This window comes from Catenulispora pinistramenti, from assembly GCF_018274385.1.
GTDB lineage: Bacteria > Actinomycetota > Actinomycetes > Streptomycetales > Catenulisporaceae > Catenulispora > Catenulispora pinistramenti.
Genome location: NZ_JAAFYZ010000018.1, coordinates 54,521 through 80,299, shown reverse-complemented (window position 1 = coordinate 80,299; position 25,779 = coordinate 54,521). Strand labels below are relative to the sequence as shown.

The following is a 25,779-nucleotide window of genomic DNA, read 5'->3' as shown; positions in this document are numbered from 1 at the left end:
GTAACCACCCCCACAACCACCCCCACCCACACCACATCACCACCAGCCGAAACGCCACCTAAATCAGCACTGGAGGATCAAACCTCAACGTTCCCCTCAACACCTCTAGACAGAGCCTTGCGGTGATCCTTAAGCCAGGATGAGATGACACCGCAACCCGGCCGCCGCAACGGCGTGCCGGTCCGGACCTGTGCACGGTGAGGTGGTGTCCCAGTGGTTCAGACGACCGGTGACCCGGTAGAGATGGCGAAGGGCGCCTCGCGGATCGACCAGACGGTCAACTCCGCCGAGGGGCTGTTGAAGGCGGTCAACGGGTACGTCGACGCGATGCCCTGGAGCGGCCCGTCCGCGCAGAAGTACCTGCAGGTGGTCGTGGCCTGGGAGAAGCAGTTCGCTGATGTGATCGTGCAGCTGTCGAACATGCGGGACACCCTCAAGGGCACCGGCATCCACTACGACGCCAACGAGCAGGCCAACGACACCGAGATCAGCAAGCTCCAGGCCATCCTGGACGGCGCCTGACCACTGCCCGCCCCGGGCGGCAAGGAGGAGTGAACGCATGGCATTCGCGATCCAGTTCAACGGCGTCGACGACACGATCAGCGCCCTTCAGAAGGTCAGTACCGAGCTCCAGTCCGAGCTGCAGAGCCTGGACAGCGATCTCAAGGGCATGCTGGCGTCCTGGTCCGGCGCCGCGCAGGACGAGTACCACATCTGCCAGACGGCGTGGGACAACGACGCCAAGCGGATGCAGGAGTTGCTGACCCGGGCGTCGATGACGCTGGGCAACGTCAACGAGAACTTCAAGTCGACCGAGTCCCGGGTCAAGAACAGCTGGACGCTCGGCAAATGAGCGGATCCGGCGACGACACCCACGACAGCAACAGCGGATCCGGCGTCTCGGCGGACCACGAGGCGATCAACGCGCTGGGGCAGATGCTTCTCAGTTCCCTGACCGGGACCGACACGACCGCCGGGAGCGGGGCGGCGGGCAAGCAACTGTTCGTCACCCTGCCCGCGAACATCGCCCTATCGAACACTTCGGGCGGACTCGGCCTGACCGCGCAGAAGTACAGCCAGTACGGCGACGGGACCGTGGCGCAGAACGGTGCCGGTCTGCTGCCGGGCTACTGCCAGGACGGCAGCTATTACAAGAACGCGTACCAAGCCAAGCTGAAGTACAACACGCAGATAGCCGTGGCTCTGTCGCTGTTGCAGACCGGGAAGCTCAACAACGTGACGCTGTCCATCTACGACATGGTCAAGGACCTGGCCAACGGTCTGATCAACGCCGCCACCGAATACGCGAACGGGGAGCAGGTCGCCTACACGGACCTGACCAGCCTGGAGTCCGAGCTCGGGGTGACCGCTCCGACGCCGCCGCCGCCCACGCTCTGAGGACCGTTCCCCCCGACCAGCGCAGGACTCCGAGGAGACATCTGGTGGACCACTACACGGCGCCGGTAACCAATCCGGTGAACCCCGACGCGAAGAATCTCGGCGATCTGTACCAGCTCAGCGGGGTCGGGCCCTACAGCGACACCGGAAGCGCGCCGATCGCGAACCTGGTGGACACGTTCACGTTCGTCGGCGATCCGACTTCGAACCAGGGATACTTCTACAACCAGGCCTACGTCGCGTTGTTCGGCGGTTGGGACGCCGGCGGATCCATCCCGAACACGTGGTCCGAGTGCCAGCCCCAGACCTGGCAGATCGCCTGGGAATCGCTGGCCGGCATCCAGTTGGCGCTCTACCAGTACGCGACCTGGATGAACGACGCCATCGAAGCCGCGGTGGGTGAGAAGGGCTCGGCGTGGACCGGCCAGGCGGCCGACGTCTTCTACCAGCTGGCGGACAAGGTCTACACCTACATCAACGGGGTGGCCGACGAGATCGGCAAGCTCACCGGCTTGACCGCGGCCAGCGTCGGCACGACTCCGACCGTCCCGGCCGTGTACACCAACATCCCGGCCATGCTCGGCAAGATGCACGACATCTGCGATGTGATCTGGACCAACGCGAGCGCCGCCGGCGGCGGTCACGACCGGATGGCCCTCATGATGTTCTACGACCCGCACAGCACTCCGTGGTCGACGACCGACGCCACCTTGACCGAGCCGGGTCTGGTCCCGGTCACGATGTGGAACTGCAGTCAGCTCATGGCCCTGTGGGCATCGAACGTCTACGCCGGGCTGATTCCGACCATCGACATCCTCAACAACGTCGCGTTCGACACCACCGCGCCGGATCTGGGCAAGGATCCGAGTACGGACACCAACAAGAACAACAATCAGAACACGAACAACAACGATCCGAACCTCGACAAGACCCTGGACAACATCAACAAGGGCCTGAACGGTCTGGGGAACGACTTCAGCAAGGGCATGGGCGGCCTGGGCAACGACTTCAGCAAGGGCCTCGGCGGAATCGGCAGCGACTTCAGCAAAGGCCTCGGCGGTCTGGGCAACGACTTCGGTAAAGGCCTCGGCGGAATCGGCGACGACTTCAGCAAGGGCCTGGGCGGCATCGGCGACGGCCTGAACGGGCTCGGCAAGTCCGACGCCAACCTGGGCAACGGCCTGGACAACCTCCTCAAGGGGCTAGGCGGACCGGGTCCGAACGTCAACCTCGCCGGCCTGGGATCGGTCAAAGACGGGATCGGCACCCTGGGCGGACTCACCGGCATCGGTGGTCTGAACGGCACCGGTGGCCTGGACGGGATCGGCGGTCTGGGCGGAGCCAACGGCCTGGGCGGTCTGGGCGGCCTCGGAGGTCTGGGCGGCGCCGACGCTGTGGGCGGTATGGGCGGCATGGGCCCCCTGGGAGCGTTGGGCGCCGGCCAGGCCGGAGCGCTCGGATCCGAGGCCGCGGCCCAGGAAGGCGCCGCCGCGGGGGGCGAGTCGGGCATGCCGTTCTACCCGCCGATGGGCGGGATGATGGGCGGCCAGCAAGGTCAGAGCCAGGGTGGCCGCGAACGCGATGTCTTCCTGGAGGAGGACGAGGACGTCTGGGGTGCCGGGGTCGAGCTGGCGCCGCCGGTGCTCGGGCTGTCGGAGCCGAATTCCGAACGCCGGGCGGGCCGGGACCGGCTCGGGCTGTCCGACCTCGACCCCGGCATGATGCGATGACCGGGCCGGACCAGGCGGCGCAGGGCCTGATCCGGTCCGCGGACGGCAAGGAACTGCTGACCCGGGCCGAGGCCGTGGCCCTCGGCCCGACCTACTTCGACCAGCGGATCGCCGACGCGATGCAGCGGTATCAGCGCGCTGTCGCCGACACCGCCGAGGCGCAGCGCCGGCTGACCGCGGTCCGGGTGAGCAAGACCTCGAAGAAGCGCGAGCTGACGGTCACCGTGGACGCCCGGGGCCGTCTGATCGAGGCCAAGTTCTCCGGCCGGGCCCATCGGGAACTGTCGGCCGTCGAGCTGTCGAAGCTGGTGACCGAGACCATGGGGGCGGCCCAGGCCGAGGCGCAGCGCCAGGCCGTGGAGATCACCTCCGTGTTCCGGCCGGCCCGGCCGCGGGTGGACATCGAAGAGATCTTCAAGGGCGGATTCCCCTCCTACCCGCCGGCCGCCGGCGACCAGACGAGCGATGTGAGGAGCTGACCATGCCGACGACGCTGGCCGCCGATCCCGACGGCGTGTACGAACACGGGACGAAGTTCGTCGAGCACGGACAGCGCCTCGTGAGCATGGTGGGCGGTCTGCAGGCCGATCTTGACAGCTACGGCGAGGTGTGGGGCCAGGACATCTACGGCGTGCAGTTCTCCGCGAACTACACCCCCGGCACCCAGTCCGTCCTGGACTCCAGCGGCGGCCTGTCCGGCGTCGTGGGCTCGGCGGGGCAGAACCTCCAGGAGACCGCGCTGGCCTATCGGCACGCCGAGATCAACGCGGAGACCTGAGTGGGCCTGGATCTGCCGGAGCCACTGCGCTGGGTGGCCCGGATCATCAACATGGACTCGGTGTACCCGCAGGCCGACGAGGACCAGCTCGGCGGCCTCGCCGACCTGTGGACCGGGCACCAGGGGCAGTTCCTGGAGTTCAACAGCGAGGTGCACGGCGACACCGTCGACGTCACGAGCGCGGTCAACGGGCCCGGGATCGACATGTTCCAGGACACGATGAACGGTCTGACCGGCGATTCGATCCCGCAGATCGTGGCGATGATGACGGCGCAGAGCGAGGCCTCCTACGGCATGGCCGCGAGCGTCTACGAGAGCAAGATCTCGATGATCCTCAACACCGCCGAGCTCGGCGTGATGCTGCTCTACGACCGGGTGATCGACGCCTTCTTCCCGGGCTCGGGCGAGGCCCTGGAGGAGGAGCAGATCCCCGAGGCCGAGATCACGATGCTCGACATCGGCAAGCAGCTGCTCGGCAAGGTCGCCATGTTCGGCGGCCAGTCGGCGGTCAACGACGCGCTGGCCCAGGAACTGACGAACATCAAGTTCAACACCGGGTTCAACTGGAGCGAGGTCGGGATCTCGGCCGGGATCGGCGCGCTCGGCGGCTTCTTCGACGGGGCCATCACCGGCGGGTTCATGAAGTTCGCCCCGAACCTGCTCAAGGGCACCGGGTGGGGCAACAAGCTGCTGGTCGGCGGGATCGGCGGCGTCTCCAACTTCGCCAGTACCCTGATCGGCGACGTCGCGCAGAACCAGCAGATCAACTGGGAGCAGGCGGTCGGCGCGCTGGCCGGCGGCACCGCGATGGGGCTGTTCGGCGCGAACCACGGCGGCAAGGGGGGCGAAGGCTTCCACGAAGAGGACTTCGACGAGATGAACCTCGCCGAGGACGACTTCAAGCCGCCCGTCGACGAGCACTTCTCCCCTGACTTCGCGCTCCAGAAGGTCGGGTCCGACACCAACCTGCTGACGTTCAAGGAACCGCCGCCGACCGGCGGGCCCCACGACGACGAGCTCGACTACCTCGACGTCGGCTCGGACGACGGCTCGGACTTCGACGCCGACCCGCACCTGGACCTGGACCTGCACCTGGACACCCCGGAGATCCCGCCGGTGTCGCTGCCCCGGATCGCCGATTTCACGGGCGACTCCGGATCCAGTCCGCTGCCCACGGATCTGGGCGACCTGCGGAACCTGGTCAAGAACGCGCCCTCGGACCCCGGCGTCAAGACCCTGTATCTGGGAAACAGCGGCGGCCGGACCCCGGACGCCATCGTCGCCAAGCTCAACGACCTGGTCTCGGACGAGAAGAACTTCGACGCCGGCCAGCTGTTCAACCCCGCCGGCGACAACCGGATCGTGCTCACCGACCCGGTCGGACGCGACGGCCTGGACGCGGTCCAGGACGCCGTGAACGACTTCGCCGCCAAGCTGCCCGACCTGGGTCCGGGCGCGACGCCGCCGAAGCTGGAGGTCGTGGCACCGGTCCGGGGCAGCGACGGCGGGCCGGGCGACTGGGTCGTGGTCCGGCCCTCCGCCGACCAGAAGTCCCTGGGCCCGGTGTACGACCCGCGGGTCGTCTTCTTCGTCGGCGGCGGCCGGGTCGTGCTGGGCCGGGATCAGGGGTTCGACGTCCACCCCGGCGGCCTGGCCAAGCCCGAGATCGACGCGGCCGAGCAGCAGGCCCTCCCCAAGCCGGTCGCCGACCTCATCACCGCCTTCAAAGCCGAGAAGCTGGCCGATCCGGACCTGGACAGGCTGTCCGAACTCGCCCGCGCCAACGATGTGAACGTCGTCGTGCTCCAGGACGGCGAGCACCCCCTGCACCTGAACCCCGACAGCGACCATCAGCTGTACCTGCTCAAGGACGGCAAGCAGACCTCGCTGCTCAAGCGTGGGCCGTCGGCGCAGGACGTCACGAAGACCGCGCGGGCCTCGGCGGCGGTGCGGCAGGACCTGGTCGGGAAGGTCCGCGATCGGCTGCCGGATCTGAAGGACTACAAGGAGGCGGTCAAGCAGGTCCAGGACGCGGCACTGGCTTCCGGGGTCGGTGCCCGGTCGCTAGTGGACGTCGCCGACGTCACCCGTCTGTACGACCTGCTCTCGGGGAAGAAGGAATCCGGTCTCGATCTGCTCCTCAAAGCCGGCGAGGACGCGAAGCCCGACCCCGACCTGGCCCTGCTGGGCCGGATGGTGAAGGCGGCGCGAGGCGGGAATCCCAAGGCGCTCGACACGCTGCTGGCGAAGGTCCCCGATATGCGGGTCAAGCCGAGCGCGAGGCGGATCGCCGGGTTCAAGGAGGGTCTGGACCAGCTGGCCGATCTCCATCAGATCAATGCCCTGCGACAACGGCGGCGCGCCGCCTTCGACCGGCTGCGCGAAGACCTGGGCACGGTGTCGGACCTGTCGGCCAGGAGCCTGCGCACCGTCAGCAGGCGGGAGATCGAACAGCTGTCCGGCAAGCCCGAGGTCGCCGACGGCACGGGCCGGGGCGGCCGGGCGGACTACGACCACGCCACCGAACTCCTCGGTCTGCAGCGCGAGACCTTCGGGGCGGCCGACCCGAACCGGATCAGCCAGCTGGCGGCCCTGCACCAGCTCGTCGCGCTGTCCCGCCGCGACCTGCCCGGCCTGCTGCCGGAGGACCGACCGCTCACCCTGAACGACTTCCGGCGCCTCATCCACGAGGTCCGGGGCGGCAGGCTGGATGCGAAATGGCGGCAGGACGTCGCCAAGGTGGCGAACCTCGCCCTGCGGGCCCACCGCCAGGACGAGCCCCTCACGCTCGCCGCGCTTCCCGTCAAGCTGCGCTACGAGGATCTGGCGCACGATCTGCGGCTGAAGCCCGAAGACCTGGCGAGCCTGGCCGAACGCACCGGCGTGAAGCCGGAGGGCGGCTGGCGCGAACGCGTCCTCGACGTCCAGAACCTGGTGCGGGACCTGGGATTGAAGGATCCCGGCGACCAGGACCTCACGCATCTGGCCGCCGTCGTCGACCTCGTCCGGCACGATCTGCCCAAGACCGCGGCCGCGGCCCGCGGTCCCCTGCACGCTCAGCACGTCGAAATGGTGCTGGACAAGGTCTTCGGCCCGAAGCGGACCCCGGATGAGGACCTGCCCGCTCTGGGCAAGCTGATCGACGGCCTCACCGGGCACCGTGACGTCACCCTCGCCAATGTGCGGGCCCGCGCCGCGTTCGCCGCGGTCGAGAAGGATCTGGGGATCACCCACGAGGACGCCGCGCGCGCCTTCCGCGACGCCGGGGCACCCACCGGCCGGCTCGATGAGTTCGCCGTCCGAGAGCGCGGCGTCGAACTGCTGGCGCTGACCCACCGCTTGCTAGGCGAAGAGGAGTTCGCCCGACTCGGGCCGGACGGCCTGGCACCGACGCTGGCCACCGTGCGTCGCCTGTCCGACCTGCTCAGGTCGGACCACAAGGAGTCGACGGCGAGTGTCGTCGGCCCGCTGCGCGCCGCCGACTTCGAGCCCTTACTCGACCGGGTGCTGGGACCTGGGCCGGGACCAGGACCGGGACCGAAGGACCACGACGAGGGCCTGCGACGACTGGCGAGTCTGGCCGACGCGGTCGGCGCGCGCGAGGCCGGGCAGAACCCGTCGTCCGCCCTGGACACCGCCGCCCTGCGCTTCGAGCATCAGTGGCAGCAACTGCCCGAATCCGTTCGCGGCCACGCGGACACCTTGACCGACGGCGACACCTATACCGATGTGAAGGCCGCGGACCGGATCATCAGTAGGCTGGCAGACGCGGGATCCGACGACGGTCTGAACCGTGCGCTGGACACCCTCGCCTTGCACAAACACCTCTATGAAACGGCCGGTCCCGGCTCCCGGGAGCAGATCGGCGATCTCGCGCGGATCCTCGCCGTCGCGGATCTGGGTCCGCGGGACGGCGCACTCGGCCTGGACGACCTGGACGGCTTCGTCCAGAGACTCAGCGGTGAGGAGGACCTGACCGCGACGCCGCAGACCTTGAAGCTCCTGGCCAACGCGGCGAGGGCGATCCCGCGCGGCCGGGCCGGGACGGACACCCTGGCCCGCTCGTTCCGCTATGAACGGCTCACCACGAAGTTCGACGCCGACCCGGTCGCCGCGAGCGACACCATCAGTGCCCTGGTCAAGACCACCGGCCTGTCCCGAGGGCGGGTCATCGAGGCGGCCGACGTCGTCCACGCCGCCGGCCACTCCGTCGAGGCGCCCTCGAACGGTGTCGCCGACCGGTTGGAGGCCGCTGACAAACTGATCACCCTGGCCCGCTCGACGTCACCGCGTACCGGCGACGGACCGCTCGGCACCGACGCCCTGAAGCCCCTGCTGGACCAGCTCGTCCCGCATCACGAAACCGATGCCACCGCACAGCGCCGACTGTTCCAGGCCGCATTGGAGAATCGCGGCAGGCTCACGGTCAACAAGCTGCGCGACAGCCTGGCGGGCCCTCACGCCGCGGGCCGCCAGCGTCCCGGGCCCGCCCGGGACGGACAGGCCCTGCACGATGAGTTCGCCTCGGCGATCAGCAAGAACGACCGGGGCGACCTGGTCCTGACGGACCGGGCCGAGGACCGGGAGGCGTTCGAGGCGCTGCCGACATACAAGAACACCCGGACCGTGGCGGCTCACGTGGACGCGGTGGCGAAGACCGTGAGCATCGACGGCAAAACCCTGACATACGACGAAGCCGCGCGCCTGCTGAAGCACACGCTCGCCGACGATGCCGACGCCGCCCCGGTCGTCCTCGTGGCCTGCGACGGCGCCGAATTCGCCAAGGTCCTCAGCAAGGAGCTGGGCCGCGACGTCATCGCGGCGAACGGCACCGTGTGGCAGCTGCCGGGACACCACGTCGTCGCCGGACGCGGCGACTCCGTCCCGAAGCAGGACAAGTGGTGGGACAAGTCGGAGAAGCCGAGTGCGACCTGGAGCCGTTACCGAGACGGCCGTGAGGAATCAGAACTCGGCGAATCACACCTGTCCAGCGCGCTGGCCGAAGCGGACAAGGGCTTCAGCCCGTTGCCGGCCGGGGACAAGGACATCTCCGGACCGGCTTACAAATGGACCGGCAGCCGTGAAAACCAGGCCGGGACACAGTCTGACGACGACGGCCCCCCGTCATCCGCGTTCCAGCTGGACGACACCTCGTACGTGCCCTTCGAACCAGACCTTCCGCCGTCGGCACTCGCCCTGGGCAACTGCTTCCACCACGCGTTGGCCGCCTCGCTCAGCGAACTGGACATCCACGGCATCGGCCCGGACCCGGACAAGGTCCCGGCCTGGCGGCACAGCGTCGCCGACCGGCTCAGCCAGTCCGCCGTCACGGGCTCGGACCACCCCGGCGAGACGCCCCTGACGCTCGGCGGTGAGGAGTCGCCGACAAACCGGCGAAGCGCTCAGGTCCTGCTCTCCGAACTCAGCGACGACCGCTTGCAAGAACTCTCGCAGCTCCATCTGGATCCGACGAGAGTGACCAAGCCTTCCGACGCGCCGCTGGACTCCGCGTCCGCACCGCGCACCGCCAAGAACATCCATCTGGAACGCCTGACAGACCTCCTCGACAACGGCACGCTCCAAGAGCGCACCAGCTTGCTCCGCAGCATCTCGGACCGCTACGCCGACGACGGCAAGGACGGGATGGCGGCGCTCGCCGAGTACGCCCGCGCCGACACCGAGAACGGAAAGGGACTCCCCTCCTACTCCTCGATGCTGGAGTTCGCCCAGCGACTGCCGAGCCTGTGGGACTCCCCGCTCGGCGACGACCTGCCGGAGAGCGTGGCGGTGCTGCTGGACCTGCACATCACCGTGGTCCGCTCCGACCACACGGCCACCTCACTGAACCCCGACGGCGCCACAGAGGTCACGCTCTTCCTCGACACGAGCGGTCCGCGACCCCATTACCAGGCCGTGCGGCCGGTCGATCAGCACGACGGGGCACCGACGGTGACCAGATCGCCCGGCGGCTCGGACGAGCAGCTGCGGGGGGCGGGATTCAGCTCCAAGCTCCGAGGTCTGCTGCCGTCCGCGTTGAAGGGCGGCTACCGGGACCTTATAAAGGACACTCGGAAGGATCTGACCGACGTCCTGCCCGAGGACGAGTGGTGGCGCCTGTACATCGACCCCAAGGACCATGAGAAGGCGCTGGCGTCGCTCAACCTGGCCGATGCCAAGGCGCGGGGCGTCACCGGACCCGGTGACTACTACGACCGCGTCGATCCGGAGAACAAGACTAAGCAGCTCCCGGACGGGGCGTACCCGTTCCGAGACGGGATGACGGAAGCCCTGCGCGAGCTGCCCAAGCTTCCCGGGGTCGACTTCGACTCCTACAAAAAGCTGCACAGCCTCGCGATTTCCAAGCTGGCGGACAGGCAGTTCCAGGAGAAGTCCTCGGTCCTGGGACGTCATGAGGCGGACAACGCCAACAAGACGTCCTTCTCGGCCTGGGTCAGCGATCCAGCGGCGGACGCCGAGTCCGAGCGCTACTTGAACCGGCCGCTCCTGGCGCCCAGGACGTCGGCCAACGACGTCATGGCGATCTTCGCCACCAAGCTGCCCCCGTCGCTGAAGGTGACCCAGAAGCTCATCCGCGAGCTCGGCAGGGACGAATCGGACCTGCCGATCTGCACGTACACCGAGGAGAAGGCCGGCGAAGGCACCTCCCTCAAGATCGACGTGAACTACACGCTCGCCGCCCGCCGCCCGCTCTACGAGGCGATCATGCGCGAGTACCTGCGCGGGATCCGCGACTCGGCGGGCGCGGACGATCAACTGCGCGCGATCGGCAAAGCGGTCCGAGCACTGCATGTGGCGCACTTCTTTCCGGACGGCAACGGACGTACACACCTGAGCCTGCTGCTCCAGAAACTGCTGCTGGACAACGGTTTCGGCGTAGCGGTCTTGCCGGCCGCGGCCCCGGAGGGCGCCGTGGGCCAGGACGCGGAACGCACCTTCTTCAAGCTCTTCAACGGCGGCGCTTCGCTGGACACGATCGTCGATGAGCTGCGCTCCTCGATCGCCCGGACCGCCGAGTTCCACGGGCCGCAGACCGAGGCTTCGCATTCCAACGCCCACGTCCAGACCTTCGACGCGACCGGCTCGCACCATCCGGTCGCGGGTCCCAGCAATTCCCACGCGGGGAATCCACACGTCGCCCCCGGCACCGGCCACCTCCCCGATCCCGCGCATTCGGTCCTGGAACAGTCCGGGCACCTGCTGTTCCCCAGCCACGCCGACGACCAGGTCGCGTTCGCCGCGCTGCCGCGGTTCGACGGACACCGCACCGTCGCGGCGCACATCGACAAGGCCGCCGGCACTGTCCAGCTGCGCCCGGGGTCCGGGCCCCTGGACTACGAACAGGCCGCGGGGATCCTGATCGACCAGCTGGGCCCCGGGGAAGAGCCGATCGTCCTCGTGAGCTGCGACGGCGCCGACTTCGCCGCGGTCCTGAGCCGAATGACCAGACGCGATGTGATCGCCGCCGACGGCATCGTCTGGCAGATGCCCGGCCACACCGTTGTCACCAGTCGCACGGAGGCTCCCCCGCCGCCTCGCTTCTGGAGCAATGAGATCAAGCCGGCCGACGAGCCGACCTGGAGCCGCTACCGGAACGGCGAGCGGGTCTTCGACTCCGACACCGAGGACCTCGCCGCGGCGATGACCAAACTCGCACCGTCGGCGCAACGGTCGGTCGGCGAGACCGACATCGCCGCTCCGCACCGCTGGCTGCCGCCGTCCGGCACGGAACACCCCGGTGTCCCCGGCAAGGTCTCGGACCTGGCGGCCGGCAGCCGCGACCGGGTGGCGACCAACGCCGAGCTCAAGGGCCTGGCCGACCAGATCGGAGTCGGCCACCAGGACCGGCTCGGTGGCCTCGTCCTCACCACTGAGGATCGCAACACCCGGCTGACGCACATCAGCAGCCTCGCCGACGCACTCCGTCCGGGCGCCGAGCTCGACGTCGACCGGGCGACCGAAGTCCGACGGCTCTACGACCTGATCCGTAAGAACGGACTCGGACCGGACGGCTCAGAGTCCTTCGATCCGCACCAGGCCCTGGCCGGACTGGCCGGGCTCCTCGACCCGGACCGCCCCGAGGGACCCTTCACGACCGGCGAAGGGCAACGGCTCCTGCACGCCGTCCGCCAAGCGAAGTACAAGGGCGACCCGGTAGACACCACCGCCTTGCGGACCGCCTATCGGGACGCGCCGAAAGTCACCTCCGACGTGGCGAACGACCTGTTCACGCGGTTGGCGTCGGAGAAGCACACCGACCTCGACGGCACTGAGCAGCCCATCCCCTTCGGGTTTCCCGACGACGGCTGCTACGACCGCGCCTATGCCATGGCCCAGAAGCTCACCGGCCTGGGATTGTCCGCACGCAAGGTCTTCGCGGTCCGATCCGGCGGTCAGAAGCTGGCCGTCAGCGCGGAGACCGCCGAGCGCGGCTTCTGGGGCCAGCCGAAGGAAGTGACCTGGGGCTATCACGTCGCCACCCTGCTGGAAGGCTTGGACGAGAACGGCTTCCGGACCGAGTACGTCTTCGACCCGTCGCTGCACAAGGGCCTGCTCGGGGTGGACGGATGGCTGTCGGCCATGGGCGTGGAGCCCGGCGGGGCCAGACGGCTCGATCTGCCGGACACCGACGACGGGGCCGACGGCGGCAAGGCCGGGGCGGCCCACATGCTCGGCGTGGCCAACCGGATCAGCTCTCTGATCGACACGGTGTCGACGAGCCGCCGGAGCACGGTGGGCGACCCGGTCTACAACTGGACGGTGGAGAAGCCCCTCGTCCTGACCACCCGGGGGGACCGCTACTGGCTCAGCACCGACCAGGCCACGCCCATGGAGGACCTGAGCGAACACGCCACGAACGCCGCGAGCCGGGATCTGGGCAATCGCATCAAGGCTCTGCGTCGCTTCTTCACCGGCCCCGACGCCGATCAGCGGATCAAGGACGTGATCAAGCACGCCATCGACACCGACCCGGCGTTCGCGGCCCAGCGGGACACCTTGCGCTCCGGGACCGACTTCGCCGCTCCGTCGAAGGCGTTCGGGTCGACCAAAGACTTCATGCTCTTCAACAAGATCAAGCGGGAGTACCGGACCGCGCCGGTCGGCACCGACTACCCCGAGGTCAACGACTGGCGTCCGGGTCCTGTCCCGGGCGGGCTGTTCCCGGCGGCGTACGACCACGGCGCACCGTTCGTCGAGCTGCGTTCCGACGGACGCGTCCTGTGGCTCGGCGGCGGCGAGGAACAGTTCGACCCCATGCTGCGCGCGGCGTTCGAGAGCCTGGACCCGCCCGCGGGCCGAGTAGCAGTGATCCTGCCCGGCCGGGGTACCTCCGCCCACGCCGGTGGCAGAGCACTGAACGTGGATGACGTGACCGGTCTGCTCGGCAAGGCCGGTATCGCGCCGGACCGGCCACTGGTCCTGCTGATGTCCGAAGCCGCCGAGGGCGCCGACTCCTTCGCCAGCCGGCTGGCGCAGGCTTGGCAGGGACCGGTCACCGCGCCCAACTCGCCGGTGTCCGTCAACCTCCGGACCGGGCAGGCGTTCGCCGCCACCAGCAGGTTCGACGTCCACGGAACGCTCCAACCGATGGTGAACGGCCGGTTCCTCACCTTCGATCCGATCTCTGGAGCGCTCCGTCAAGACCTTCCCAGCCCGACCCACCTCGGCGGCCACGAGTCCGATCCCGCGGAACCGGGCAGCTGGCTGCGCCTGCCGACCGAGCCCCCGCCGGCGGCGTCGGCTCACGCCTCGGCTCCGCTGCCGCATCCGGCCGCACCGGTCGGTCCCGAGGTGCAGCGACGTGCCATGCTCGTCGAGCAGCACGGCGGAAACCTGCTCTTCCCCCATCTGGCCGAGGACACCTTGGCCGCCACCGCACTGCCGCGGTTCGACGGACACCGCACCGTCGCGGTGCACATCGACAAGGCCACCCGCACCGTCCGGCTGGGTTCGGAGTCCCTGGCCTACGACGACGCCGCGGCGGTTCTGGCCTACCGCCTCGGCACCGGGAACGACCCGATCGTCCTCGTGAGCTGCGACGGCGCCGACTTCGCCGCGACCCTGAGCCGGCTGACCGGACGCGAGGTGATCGCCGCCGACGGCACCGTCTGGCAACTGCCCGGCCGCACCGTCGTCACCAGCAACACCGCGACCGGACCGGTGACGAACCATCTGTGGTGGCAGAAGAAGCCGGCCGACGGGCCGACCTGGCGCCGCTACACCAGCGATGGCCGTGTCGAGGCATCCGATGAGAACAACCTGTCCACGGCCATGACCCAGTTCGCGCCGTCCGCGGCGCGAACGGTCGGCGGGCCCGACTTCGCCACCGCGCATCGGTGGTCGCCGCAGGATGGCACGAAGCACCCCGGTGTCCCGGACAAGGTCTCGGATCTGGCGTCCGGGGACCGCGAAAGACCGGCGACCGACGCGGAGATCCAAGCCCTGGCCGACAAGATCGGTATCAGCGACCAGGGTTCGCCGCGGACCACCGAGGACCTGCACACCCTGCTGACCCACATCGGCGGGCTCGCCGACGCCCTGCGTCCGGGCGCCGAGCTCGACATCGACCGGGCGACCACAGTTCGACGGCTCTACGACCTGATCGGTAAGAACGGGCTCGGGCCGGACGGCTCAGGGGCCTTCGATCCGCACCAGGCCCTGGCCGGACTCGTCCACCCGGGCCGTCATGACGGCCCGATCACGACCGGCGAAGGGCAACGGCTCCTGCACGCCGTCCACCAGGCGACGAGCGCGGGCGAGGACGTCGACCCTGCGGCTGTCCGGGACTTCTATGGGAGCGCGCCGAAGGTCACCTCCGATGTGGCCCAGGATCTGTTCTCGCGGCTGTCCGGCGAGACATACAAGGACAGCGACGACGCGAACCGGCCCATCCCCTTCGACTATCCGGAAGACGGCTGCTACGACCGCGCGCACGTTCTGGCGGAGAAACTGACCGAATGGGGATTCGCCCCGCGCAAGGTCTTCGCGGTCCGATCCGGCGGTCAGAAGCTGACCGTCAGCGCGGAGACCGCCCTCGGCGGCTTCTGGGGCGAGCCGAAGGAAGTGACGTGGGGCTATCACGTCGCCACCATCCTGGAAGGCTTGGACGAGAACGGCTTGCCGACCGAGTACGTCTTCGACCCGTCGCTGCACAAGGGCCTGCTCACGGTGGATGAGTGGGGGGCCGTCATGCAGGTGGAGCCCGGCGGGTCCCGACGAGTCGACTTCCCGGACGGTCCGGACTCACGGGCCAAGCTCCCGGACAGCGCCGGTGAGAACGCGGGCCACGAGGTCACTCTGACCGCCATGCGCACCGTCGCCAACGAGATCGGCTCGCTGCCCGACATCAATCCCTCGCTGCGCCGGTCGGACGGCGGCGCCAACAGAGAGTCCTTCAACTGGGCGGTGGAGAAGCCCTTCATCCTCACCGCGCCGAAGGACACTTACTGGCTCAGCCTGGACAAGCCCGAGCCCCCGGCGGAGAGCCTGGACGAGTACAGCGTCCTGACCGAGACCCAGCACATGGCCAACTACATCAAGGCCCTGCGCCGCTTCTACCTCAAGGACGCGCCGATCGAGAAGGCCGTCCTCAGAGAGCTCGGCGCCAACCCGGCGTTCAAGGTGCTGCGGGACAGCGCGGGCCAGGAAGACTTCACCCCGAAGGCGGAGGCGTTCCGCCACCGCAAAGACGGCATGCTCTTCAACCGGGCCGTCAAGAAACTCCAAAACGGGCTCTCGGACGGCTCCAAGGCCGACGACACTTGGAAGCCCGAATTCACCCCGGGCAGCCTGAAGTCGACGCAGGCCGATCACAGCACCCTGTTCCTCGCCGTCCGTTCCTCGGACAGCCGGGTGGTGTGGCTGGGCGGCGGCCAAGAGTCCGATTCCGCGCTGCGCGCGGCCTTCGAGCAGGTGAAGGTGCCGGCCGGGCAGGTGGCGGTGATCCTGCCCGGCCACGGCGAGTTCGGTCCGGCCGAGGACCGCGAGCAGGCCGTCCAGAACGTCATCGACCTGCTCACCAAGGCCGGCGTCGGGCCGGACACCCCGTTGACGCTGCTGATGTCCGGAGCCGCCGAGAACGCGCAAGCGGTCAAGGCCGGCCGGCTCGTCACCGTCAAGGACGGCGAGATCAAGGCCGTCATGAAGGACGGCGTCCCCGATCGTCAGGACTCCTTCGCCGCACGGCTGGCCAAGGCCTGGGACGGATCGGTCACCGCGCCCAACTCCTCGGTGTTCATCAACGTCCGGACCGGGCAGGTACGCGCCGTCACCGTCGCCCACGACGTCGGCGACGCCCTCCAGCCGAAGGTCAACGGCGCGTTCATCACCTTCGACAAGGCGAACCCCAACGGCCGGATCTCGGACGAGTCCTGGCACGGGTTCGAGCCGTCGGACCGGGATGACGTCTGGGTGCGCCCGCCGACGGACTCGATCGCCTCCACCGACCCGCTGTCCTCGGTGGCCCCGTACGCGTGGGGGTCCTCGAAGCAGGACGCCGCGCACGAGGCCCGGATCGGCGGGTACCTACTCGCCAAGCAGTCGAGCCTGACGGCGGCCCGGGACATGGTCGTCAAGCTCCGCACGACACTGGCGAACCTGAACCCGGGTGTGGACCACGCGGTGCTGGACAAGGCGTTCTTCCAGGACGATGTCACCGGCTCCGGCCAGGTCGGACCCAGCGTCAGGCTGGACGACCTGCTCAGGGACGGAAACACCCGGGAGCTGATGACCGCCTTCTACAACGGCGCCTATTTCAGCCGGGGCGAGCACACCTTCCTGACGACGATGCTGCGCCGCGACAACCTCGGCCACCAGTGGCTGCTCAAGACCGCGGGCCGGGTCGACGTCGACAAGCTCGGCGCCTACCGCGAGCACATCCGCAAGGCGACGCCGGACGCGCCGGCCGGATCGGCTTCTCTGACGGCCCAAGCGATCCAGTTCACTGAGTCCCCCCACCTGGCGAACCATTTCGGCGGGCTCGCGGCCGGCACGGCGCTCACCCCGAAGACCGAGGCGGCCGCGGACCTGCTGCGCTCCGCCGCCTTCCGGGACAAGCGTCCGGACCCGGCCAAGGCGCTGTTCCGGATGACCCAAGTCGATCTCAAGGGCTACGGCGTCGGCCTCGGCAAGTACGAACTGGCCCATCTGCTCCGTACGCATCCCGAACTCGGGGATGACGAGAGGGAGCCGCTGCCGTGGGTCACCGGTCAGTTGTGGTCGGAGGTGAAGACCGGCACCGACTGGTACCAGAAGGTGGTGACCGACGGCAGGATGCCGGTGCTGTCCGGTCCGTCCGGAACCGCCGCGCGGCTCTACCTCCTGGCGAAGCTGTTCGACCCGGCAGGGGATCACGAGGACTTCCTCGGTGCGCTCACCGGCTGGATGCTGGCCGGACACGACCACTCAGCCTACGAGATCGTCCAAGCCCTGCGCGCCGTCGGCTACGCCAAGCCCGGAGCCGACTCCTTCATCAAGACCAGTGAAGACCTCTACCAGGCGATACCCGGGCTGCACGCCGACGAGTTGCATCCCAACGGCTACCTCCGGGTCCCGTCGGGCACCGACGTCTCGGTGACGTTCAAGGACTCGGTGCACACCACGGCCACCGGATGGTCGGTCATAGACCGGGGCGACGAATTCGACGTGGCCTCCGCCCTGACTATGCCGGCCGGCTGGAAGTCCCTCGCGGTCCACCTCGACGCCGCGACCGGACACGTGCTCGTCAACGGTCGCATGCTCACCGACGACCAGACCCTGAAGCTGTTCGGGCCGCTGGTCGAGAAGGCCCTCGCCGACGGCCAGGGCCTGGCCCTGGTGGCCTGCGGCGGCGACAAGCTCGCCGAACTGCTGACCGCGCGCTACCCGGACTTGGACATCGCCTCGGTGAACGACCTGGCGGTCCAGTACCCCGACGGCCGCGTCGTGGCCGGGAAAATGAACGGCACCGCGGTCGTGCCGACCCCGAAGTCCTGGTGGAACGCGCAGAACGGGGCCGCGCACGTCCCGGCGGTGAGCCATTGGAGCGACGGCAAGAAGCAGCAGAGCTACGACCGGATCCTGGGCGACGCGCTGAAGAAGATCAAGGCGAACACGGGTCCTGAGTCCGAGGCCGCGCCCACTTCGTCCGCTGCGAAACCCACGACGGAACCGCTGACGGTGACCGTCGAGGACGAGACCTATACCTGGACCGGATTCACCGGCGGCTCGGACCGCCTCGTCCCCTCCCGGTTCGACCTGGTGGACGCCGCCGGGATCCGCAGACCCCTGACCCTCGCCTCCGCCGCCGAGTTCCTTCGGAACCGCGGCTACACGCTGACCGAAGAGCACGAAGCCGCTCTGAACCTCTATCTGCACGGGACGACGAAGCCGGGCAAGGACTACAAGGACAGCTGGTTCGGCGCCGCACTCCTGAACCGCCGGGTCGGCAAGGTCCTGACAGCGATCCGGAATCTGGGCACCCGGTACTTCGATCCGACTCGGGACAGCATCTTCGATCAGCAGGTGTACCGGGATGCGCGGGGACGGCTGCTGCGCATCCCCGACACCGAGTTCTCGGCCCCCGCGCAGGTACTCAACGACGGCGCCTCCGACCGGTTCGACATCACCGAGGCCCAGTTCGACGCCCACTGGCGGGCGTTCCCGCCGAAGGTCACCCAGATCCCGACGACGTCGGTCGGGTTCGGTCGCGGCCCCAGAGACTTCAAGCCGGAGCTGCTGCCCAGCGCGCGCCGCTACGGCCCACTGCTCAAGGCGTCGCCGCTGTGGTACCGCGATGACAACTCCCCGTTGTACCGCTGGGATCTGCGAGAGCCCGGTGCCGTCTTCGGCACGGGCTTCCGGCCCGGCAACCGCGACCTGGCCCGGAGCCTGCGCTACTACGTGGCGCAGAAGCACGCCACCGGTCTGATCAGCACCACCCGGACGCCGAACTGGATCAGCACCCTCGGTTTCGCCATCCGCCAGGACCACTATGTCTACCGCTACACGATCGACGCCCCCGGCGGTATCGACGTGCTGTCCACCCTCGGCACGAAGTCGCCGTTCCCCAACGAGTACGAAGTCGCGTTCTGGGACGGGATCCGGCCCGAATTCGTCACCGCCGTGCAGGAGGGACGCATTCCGTTCCCCGGTGCGGCCCCGGTCTGGGGACCGTGGACGGATCGCCAGACCTGGATCACCCGGCACACCTCGACACTCGCGCCGGGCACCGACGTGTCCACCGCGGTGCACGAATCGCTCCAGTGGCACGACCATGAGGCCTACCCCGGCGACGCCCATGTCGCAGGCTTCACCTTGGTGAACAAGCCGGAGGACCTCGGCATGGCCGCGGCCCTGCCCCGCCTGCCCGGTATCGTGAACATCGCCGTCCACGGCGATCCGGCGATCCCCGGCAACTACCTGCTCCGAGGCCGCAGCTACACCGCGACGGAGCTGGCACCGGTCCTTGCCGCATACCTTGACCAGCCCGCGATCGTGCCGTACCTCCACGGTGTCGCCATCATCGGCTGCAACGGCGCGCCCCTCGGCGAAGCCCTGAGCACCGCGATGATCCACGGTCACGGCAACTGGGACGTGCCGATCATCAGCACGACCGGCAAGGTCTGGCAGATCGCCGGCGGCGAAGTCCGGGCCAGCGTGCCGGACAACGTCCCGGGTACTGTCAGCCTGCCGGGGGCCACCACTTGGTGGGCCCCGGGGGCCGGGCCGACGCACGCCCCGCAGAACGTCTGGACGGTTCACGGCCGCGGATTGCTGACGCCCGATCTGGGCAGCGAGCTGACCGGCACCTACCAGCACGTCCTGGCCACGTACTATCCCCTCGCCACCGGAACGGCTCGCATGTCGCCGTTCGCCGGCAAGGCGCTGTCGCTCGGGCCGTACTCGTGGTCGGGTCCCCATTCCAGCAGGGCCCACGAAAACGCGCTCGCCATAGAGCGGCAGAACGGCCCCGAGAAGCTGTCCGTGGTGCAGCCTGGTGCGGATCTTCAGAAGGTATTGGGCATCGATCCGCAAGCCGGCAACGGCTTCTCCCCGTCGCCGGGCCTGCTGGCAGCCGCCAAGAAGATCCTGGACGGTCCGCCGCTCCACCTCGATGCCGATTCCTTCGACAGTTTCCGCGATGATCTGGTCAAGGACCTCCCGGGTCTTGACCGGATTCCCTTCCATGACGCAGCGACCGGTCTGCCGAAGAACTTCACGTTCAGCGGCCGCAAAGTGTCGGCCATCGCCGCCGATCTCACCGAGGAGACCTACCAGGGGCGTCGCCTGCTCGCGTCCTACGACGGGGCCGACAGTATCCTCCACGAGGATCTGCCGACTTTCGAAGTCACGGCGGCCAAGCTCGGCGAGCGGCAGAGCGACCTGCCAGTCGCCCTGGTCAAGGACGGCGTTGTACGGCCGAACTATTCGCCCGCCAGTGGCAGGGTTCTGCTGAGGACGATCCTGGACAACTATCGGCTGGACGTCTCCCGCCTGTCGGATCACCCCTACGACCAGCTGCGGACGATCGCCAGGACGGTGAGAGCCCTGCAAGTGGGCGGCTTCTTCGGCGGCCGTGAAGGGTCCGTGGTCCGGAACGTCCTGCTGCAGAAGCTGCTGTTGGACCGCGGCTTCGGCACCGCGAAGCTCGATTTCGCGCGGCCCGAGGAGGTTTCCAGCTCCGCTCAGGTTCTCCAGGCCAACCCGTGGGCCGACAATCCGTGGGCCGACAACGCCGAGACGGCCGCCCCGGCCGCCGATCCGCACCTTGACCCCGACGAGCTCTTCTCGGGGTCCAGACCGCTGCCGGAGATCGTCGACGAGCTTGTCGCCGGCATCACCCGCGCGGGCAACACTCACCAGGCCTCCCCCGAAGCTCAGCTTTTGGTGGCCCGACCCGACACGACGCTGACGGTCCGGCAGGACAAGGAACTGCCCAACAACCCTGTGCTGGTGTACAAAGACAGCGGCCCGTCGCGGACGTGGACAATCTCGGCTTATGCCGGAGGCCTGTTCTCCTTCTCCGGTGCGAAGTCGGCCGGAGCCTTCCAGAGCCACATGGCGTTGCACTGGTTGACCGGCGGTCGGGACAGCAGTCTTCCCTTTTCCAAGCTGCCCTCGGCGGTTCGGGCGAAGATGGTCTCGGCGTTGATGGACCTGCACGAATGGAAGCCGGGCTACGATCTCGCCGCACAGGCCAAGGAGGCCGAGCGCGCTCTGGCGTGGTCCGACCCGCGAACCCTCGATTCCCTTGACGGGTACGTACCGGAACACGGCGGCTTGATCTGGCTGGCGAACGACAAGTTCGTCGGCGCCGCCAGAGTCGTCCAGACATCCGGACCGCTGGGCCCGATGATCGAGGTCGAGACCTTCGTCCCGGCGCACAACCGCGTGGCCACGATTACGTGGGAGCATTTCAAGGCCCTCACCGCCGAGAACTTCCCCGCCGCCAAGTATGTCGTCGGGTCGGATGTGGACACGGCGCTGGGCTCCGGCTACTCGGAGCTGATCCGGAACAGCCGACGAAACCTCTCAGACGTGCTGCCGGAAGGCGAGTGGTGGAAGCTCTACATCAACCCGAAGGATCATAAATCGGCTGAGCAGGTGCTCGACAATCCCGCCTGGTCAGGTGCGGGGATGGAACGCCCGGGCGATCTCTACGACATCGAGAAGCGGGTATCGAAGCAGGAGCAGGGGCGTCCGCCCGAGGCCAATTCCGGCGACGTCGTCCCCGGCCACGGCCAGTACCCCTTCCGGGACAGCATGGAGAGCGCCTATAAGAAGTTCCTGGACTCTGCGGACGGCTCACAGTTGGGCTTCGCCGAGTACCACCTGTTCCATGCCGAAACCGTCAAACTGATGCCGAGGAACAAGTTCACCAACTTCCACAAGCCCAGTACCGTGCTTCACGAGCCCGACGAGGCCAAGACGCAGTTCCCGATATCCGGCAAGCCCGCGGACGACCTTGAGAACGAGACCTACCTCGGCCGGCACCTACTCCAGAGGGAGTCTGCCGACAACAACCTCTCCCAACTCGTCAGCGAACGGGATGTAACCCTGCATCCGGACGATCCTCCGCTCGATGACCCTTATTACCGGCGCTCCAATCTGGTGCCGTGGGGCGAGTACAAGCAGTCGGAACTGCCCATCACCGTGCACACCGACTCCAACATCTACGCCAACTACTCGTTGAGCGCCCGGCAGCCGATCTATCGCGCGATCATGCACGAATACGTCAAGGGCATCAGGGCCGCGACGGACGACGGCGCCAAACTGACCGCCATCGCCAAGGCCGTGCGCGCCCTGCACATCAGCCACCTCTACGGCGACGGTAACGGTCGTACTCATCTGAGCCTTCTGTTGCAGAAGCTGCTTCTGGACAACGGATTCGGCGTGACGGTCCTACCGGGCACGGACATCAGGGGCGCCGGGACCTTCGACTCCCTGTTCAGCGGCGGCTACCCCCTCACCGCGATCGTCGAGGCGATCAACCATGGAATGGTGCCCCCGCCGCCCGTTCCGGACGTTGATGTCGACCTCGGCCTCGACCAGACCGGTCCGCCGGTCCAGACCGGGCACCCGGCCGAAAATCCGGCCGAGAATCCAGCCGAGAACCAGGTGTTGGTGACCACCGGCTGACCTGGCCCCGACACCGAACCTCAATGTCACGACACCCGGCTGAGCAGGGCCCCGTCCTGCCCGGTAGGCTCCGCCCGACGTCGACGAAATTCCCTGAGAGGCCCAGCACAGTGATAGACGAGCTCTCCGAGAACTGCCACGAGATGCTGCTGCGTCTGGCAGGCCGCGTAGCCGACAAGGCGCTGGCCGACGCCCGGTCTCTCCTGGCCGCGGAGGGACCGACCGCCCCGGCTCCGCTGATCGCGCGGGCCGTCACGGACGCGCGGGCCGCCCTCACGCCTGAGGACCACGCACTGATCCTCAGGGCACTGGCCGAGACGGGGGCGGACCCGGCCGTGCTGGACGGCGTCGCCACCGAGCCGGGCGTCCCGGCACCGGCGTTCCTGTTCGCTCCGGCGCCGATGAGCGTCCTGCGGGAGATCGGCGAGCGCGTCTCGGCGTCGCTGGACCTGACCTTCGGGTCGGACGCGATGCTCTCCGGCGACCTCACCGACGCCCTGGACGAGGCGGCGCAGACGGCCGCCGACGAGATCAAGGGACTGGTCGGGCTCTGGCGCACGTGGCGGTTCGCCGCGGACGGCGGGGACGACCCGGCGCCCCGGCGCGTCTACCTGGCCGAGGTGCGGCCGGACACGGCGCCGTGGACCGCCGCGGCCGAGCTCCAGCAGGTGCTGGCCGCGCACGGGGAGACGGACCCGCAGGTGGAGGCCTTCGCCTCGTGGCGCCCGGTGTTGCCGTACCAGGCCCATGCCCGGTCCTACTCCGCCCTGCTGTGGGCGGCCGCTCCCGGGCGTCCGTTCAATTCCGCCAAGGTCTTCGACACGATCGACGCGGCCACCGGCGTCGGCACCTTCGACGAGGCGCACCCGGTTCTGGAGGACGACGAGCGAGCAGTCGTCCTGGAGTACCTGGACTCGGGAATCGCGCTGGCGGTGACCGACGGCCGCATCGATGACGTCCTGGATCCCGGCCGCCGGGGCAGCGTCCCGCTGAGCCTGCGCACCGACGGCGAATGGATCTGGACCGACACCGTGCGGTACTACCTGGAAGAGCACGGACTGGCCCCCGACCCGGACCTGCTGACGCACATCTCGGACCGGGACGAGGCGCAGCCGGACGCCCTCGACGGCGTCGTGGTCTTCAGGGCCCTGACCCACCTGCAGCGAGTCCCGGCCGCCGGCTAGCCACCACCCGCCGCCCCGAACGGCGCATCGGCCGCCCTCCCCAAAGATGTGAAGGACCTCACGATGACACCTAGCGCGCAGCAGGCCGTTGCGTCGGCGAACAGCAGCGTCGGACTGGCCGCCGTCGGGCTCATGCTGGTCGTACTCACCGTCGGCTGGGCGGGCTTCGTCTACTTTCTGCGGCGTTCGCGCAATGAGACGCGCCGCACGACTGCGAGCCCGCGCCCGGCGGCCCCGACGGAAGCATCCTCGGCGAGCGCGAAGCCCGCGGACACTGCGGACACCATCGCCCTCCATCGCCCGACCGCGGACGAGGAGCAGGTGGTCGCGCCGCGCGTGGTTCCCTTGGGGCAGGCTTCGCCGACCCGAGGGGTGACCGCCTCGCTGAGCCAGACGCCGACACCAATGCCGGTGCCAGTGCCAGATCTGGAGCAAACGCCGAACGAGGCACCGGTGCCGGACGAAGCGCCGATCCTCGCGGAAGCCGGGGCCGAGCCCGGGTCCGAAGCCGAAGCCGAGCCCGAAGCCGAGCCCGAGCCCGAGCCCGAAGCCGAGCCCAGGTCCGAAGCGGAAGCCGAGCCCGAAGCCGAAGCCGAGTTCGAGCCCGCAGCCGCAGCCGAGCCCGGGTCCGAAGCCGAAATCGAGCCCGAAGCCACAGTCGAGCCCGAGTCCGAGTCCGAGTCCGAGTCCGAGTCCGCAACCGAGCCCGAAGCCGCGGCCGAGTCCGAGGGCCAGACCGATACCGTCCCGCAGCCCGTCGCCGCCGCGAACCTCATCGAAATCCTGCTCCCCGAATCCGAAGACACCGCTGCCCGGCCCGCACCAGAACCCGAACCCGAACCGACACCGTCCGGCGCATCGGCCTCCGCATCACCGGCCCCAGCGCCGACGGCCGGCGGTCCGGCCTCGGCCCCCCATCCCCCAGCAGCGCGCCGCAAGCGCCGCTCGGTGGCGGTGGCCGGCGTCGTCGCGGTTCCCGTCCTCGTCGCGATACCGGTGATAGCCGGCCTGAGCACCAGCGGGAACAAGTCGGCGCAGACGGCCCTGGACCATCCGGCCGCGAACGTCTCTTCCTCGGCACCGGGTGTCGGCGCCCCCTCCTACGGAGCGTTCGGGCCGGCGACCGACGGGCCCACTGACATCGTCCTCCCGTCCTCCTCGTCGCAGGGGTCCCGGCCCAAGCCGACGACCGGCACGGGCAGCGCGACATCAGGAATCCCTTCGCCCACCTCCGGGTCAGCATCGGGTGGCAATCTCAATCTCGGCCCCACGTCGGCTCCGACCTCCGGCCGCCAGCAGCCGTCGAGCCGTCAGCCCACGAGCGTCCCGGGCCACTCGGTGCCGCCGACCCAACCCTCCAGCGTCGGCATGCCGCCGCCGCCCCCGGTCACCACCTCGACCACTCAGGGGCCCACCTACTACGGCATGTCAGGGATCGGATGCCCGGCGGACAGCAGCCACGGTGTCTCGACGATCGGCTCCGGATCGGCCTCGGGCTGGAGCACCGAGGCCTCCGGCGGCTGGAACCAGGCCGGGTGCAACGGCCGCTTCTCCACCATGCCGATGAACGGCAGCGGCACCAAGTACGATTCGGTCAACTCGGTGACCTGGTGGTTCCACACCGGCCCGGTCGTCAGCGGCAGCTGCACCGTCTCCGTCTACGTCCCCAACGACGGCACCCCGAAGCACTCGGCGGGCTCTCCGGCGCTGTACCAAGTCTTCAGCGGGGCGAACAACCAGACCAACGTCGGGTCCTTCACGGTCCAGCAGCCCTCCTACCGCGGCCAGTGGACCTCCTACAGCCAACAGTGGTTCCCCACCAGCGACGGCACCATAGGGGTGCGGCTCACCGACGAGGGAATCGACTGGGGCTCCGGGGCCGGCGACCAGCTCGGCGCGGCGTCAGTGCAGGTCACCTGCCGCGGCTGATCCTGCGGGAAAGTATGGGGATGGTGGAGCGGACCGAAGCGGATCCGATCGAGCATGAGGATCGATGGATCCTGAACCTTCGAGGTCTGAGCGTCACCAGGATCGGCGTCGATTCTCAGCTGAC

General features: G+C 68.7%; 9 protein-coding genes. All 9 read left to right on the top strand.

Annotated elements, in window-relative coordinates; genetic code table 11:
* The first annotated feature begins 213 nt into the window (after positions 1-213).
* Positions 214-522 (top strand): WXG100 family type VII secretion target, encoded by a 309-nt coding sequence (locus KGQ19_RS08085; RefSeq protein ID WP_212008468.1) that lies wholly within the window; start codon positions 214-216, stop codon positions 520-522.
* Positions 523-559: 37 nt separating this feature from the next.
* Positions 560-853 (top strand): WXG100 family type VII secretion target, encoded by a 294-nt coding sequence (locus tag KGQ19_RS08080; protein ID WP_212008467.1) that lies wholly within the window; start codon positions 560-562, stop codon positions 851-853.
* Positions 850-1,398 carry a hypothetical protein gene (locus KGQ19_RS08075; RefSeq protein WP_212008466.1) on the top strand — a complete coding sequence of 183 codons (549 nt, stop codon included), beginning with the start codon at positions 850-852 and terminating at the stop codon, positions 1,396-1,398. The genes KGQ19_RS08080 and KGQ19_RS08075 overlap by 4 nt, the downstream gene beginning before the upstream one ends.
* A gap of 44 nt (positions 1,399-1,442) precedes the next feature.
* Positions 1,443-3,128, top strand: a complete 1,686-nt coding sequence (locus KGQ19_RS08070; RefSeq protein ID WP_212008465.1) for a hypothetical protein — start codon at positions 1,443-1,445, stop codon at positions 3,126-3,128.
* Positions 3,125-3,607: a YbaB/EbfC family nucleoid-associated protein gene (locus KGQ19_RS08065; protein ID WP_212008464.1), complete on the top strand. Its 483-nt coding sequence runs from the start codon at positions 3,125-3,127 to the stop codon at positions 3,605-3,607. The genes KGQ19_RS08070 and KGQ19_RS08065 overlap by 4 nt, the downstream gene beginning before the upstream one ends.
* Positions 3,608-3,609: 2 nt before the next feature.
* Positions 3,610-3,906: a hypothetical protein gene (locus tag KGQ19_RS08060; protein ID WP_212008463.1), complete on the top strand. Its 297-nt coding sequence runs from the start codon at positions 3,610-3,612 to the stop codon at positions 3,904-3,906.
* On the top strand, positions 3,907-22,542 hold the full coding sequence (locus KGQ19_RS08055) for a protein-glutamine glutaminase family protein (protein ID WP_212008462.1): 18,636 nt from the start codon (positions 3,907-3,909) through the stop codon (positions 22,540-22,542). It begins immediately after the preceding gene.
* A 110-nt stretch (positions 22,543-22,652) separates the two neighbouring features.
* Positions 22,653-23,726, top strand: a complete 1,074-nt coding sequence (locus KGQ19_RS08050) for a hypothetical protein (RefSeq protein WP_212008461.1) — start codon at positions 22,653-22,655, stop codon at positions 23,724-23,726.
* Between the two features lie 63 nt (positions 23,727-23,789).
* Entirely contained in the window at positions 23,790-25,655 is a 1,866-nt protein-coding gene (locus tag KGQ19_RS08045; protein ID WP_212008460.1) for a hypothetical protein, read from the top strand.
* Positions 25,656-25,779 lie beyond the last annotated feature (124 nt).

Bases quoted from the DNA above. Each gene is read 5' to 3' on its own strand.
- KGQ19_RS08080 (WP_212008467.1), top strand. From the start codon at position 560: ATGGCATTCGCGATCCAGTTCAACGGCGTCGACGACACGATCAGCGCC.
- KGQ19_RS08075 (WP_212008466.1), top strand. From the start codon at position 850: ATGAGCGGATCCGGCGACGACACCCACGACAGCAACAGCGGATCCGGC.
- KGQ19_RS08065 (WP_212008464.1), top strand. From the start codon at position 3,125: ATGACCGGGCCGGACCAGGCGGCGCAGGGCCTGATCCGGTCCGCGGAC.
- KGQ19_RS08060 (WP_212008463.1), top strand. From the start codon at position 3,610: ATGCCGACGACGCTGGCCGCCGATCCCGACGGCGTGTACGAACACGGG.
- KGQ19_RS08045 (WP_212008460.1), top strand. From the start codon at position 23,790: ATGACACCTAGCGCGCAGCAGGCCGTTGCGTCGGCGAACAGCAGCGTC.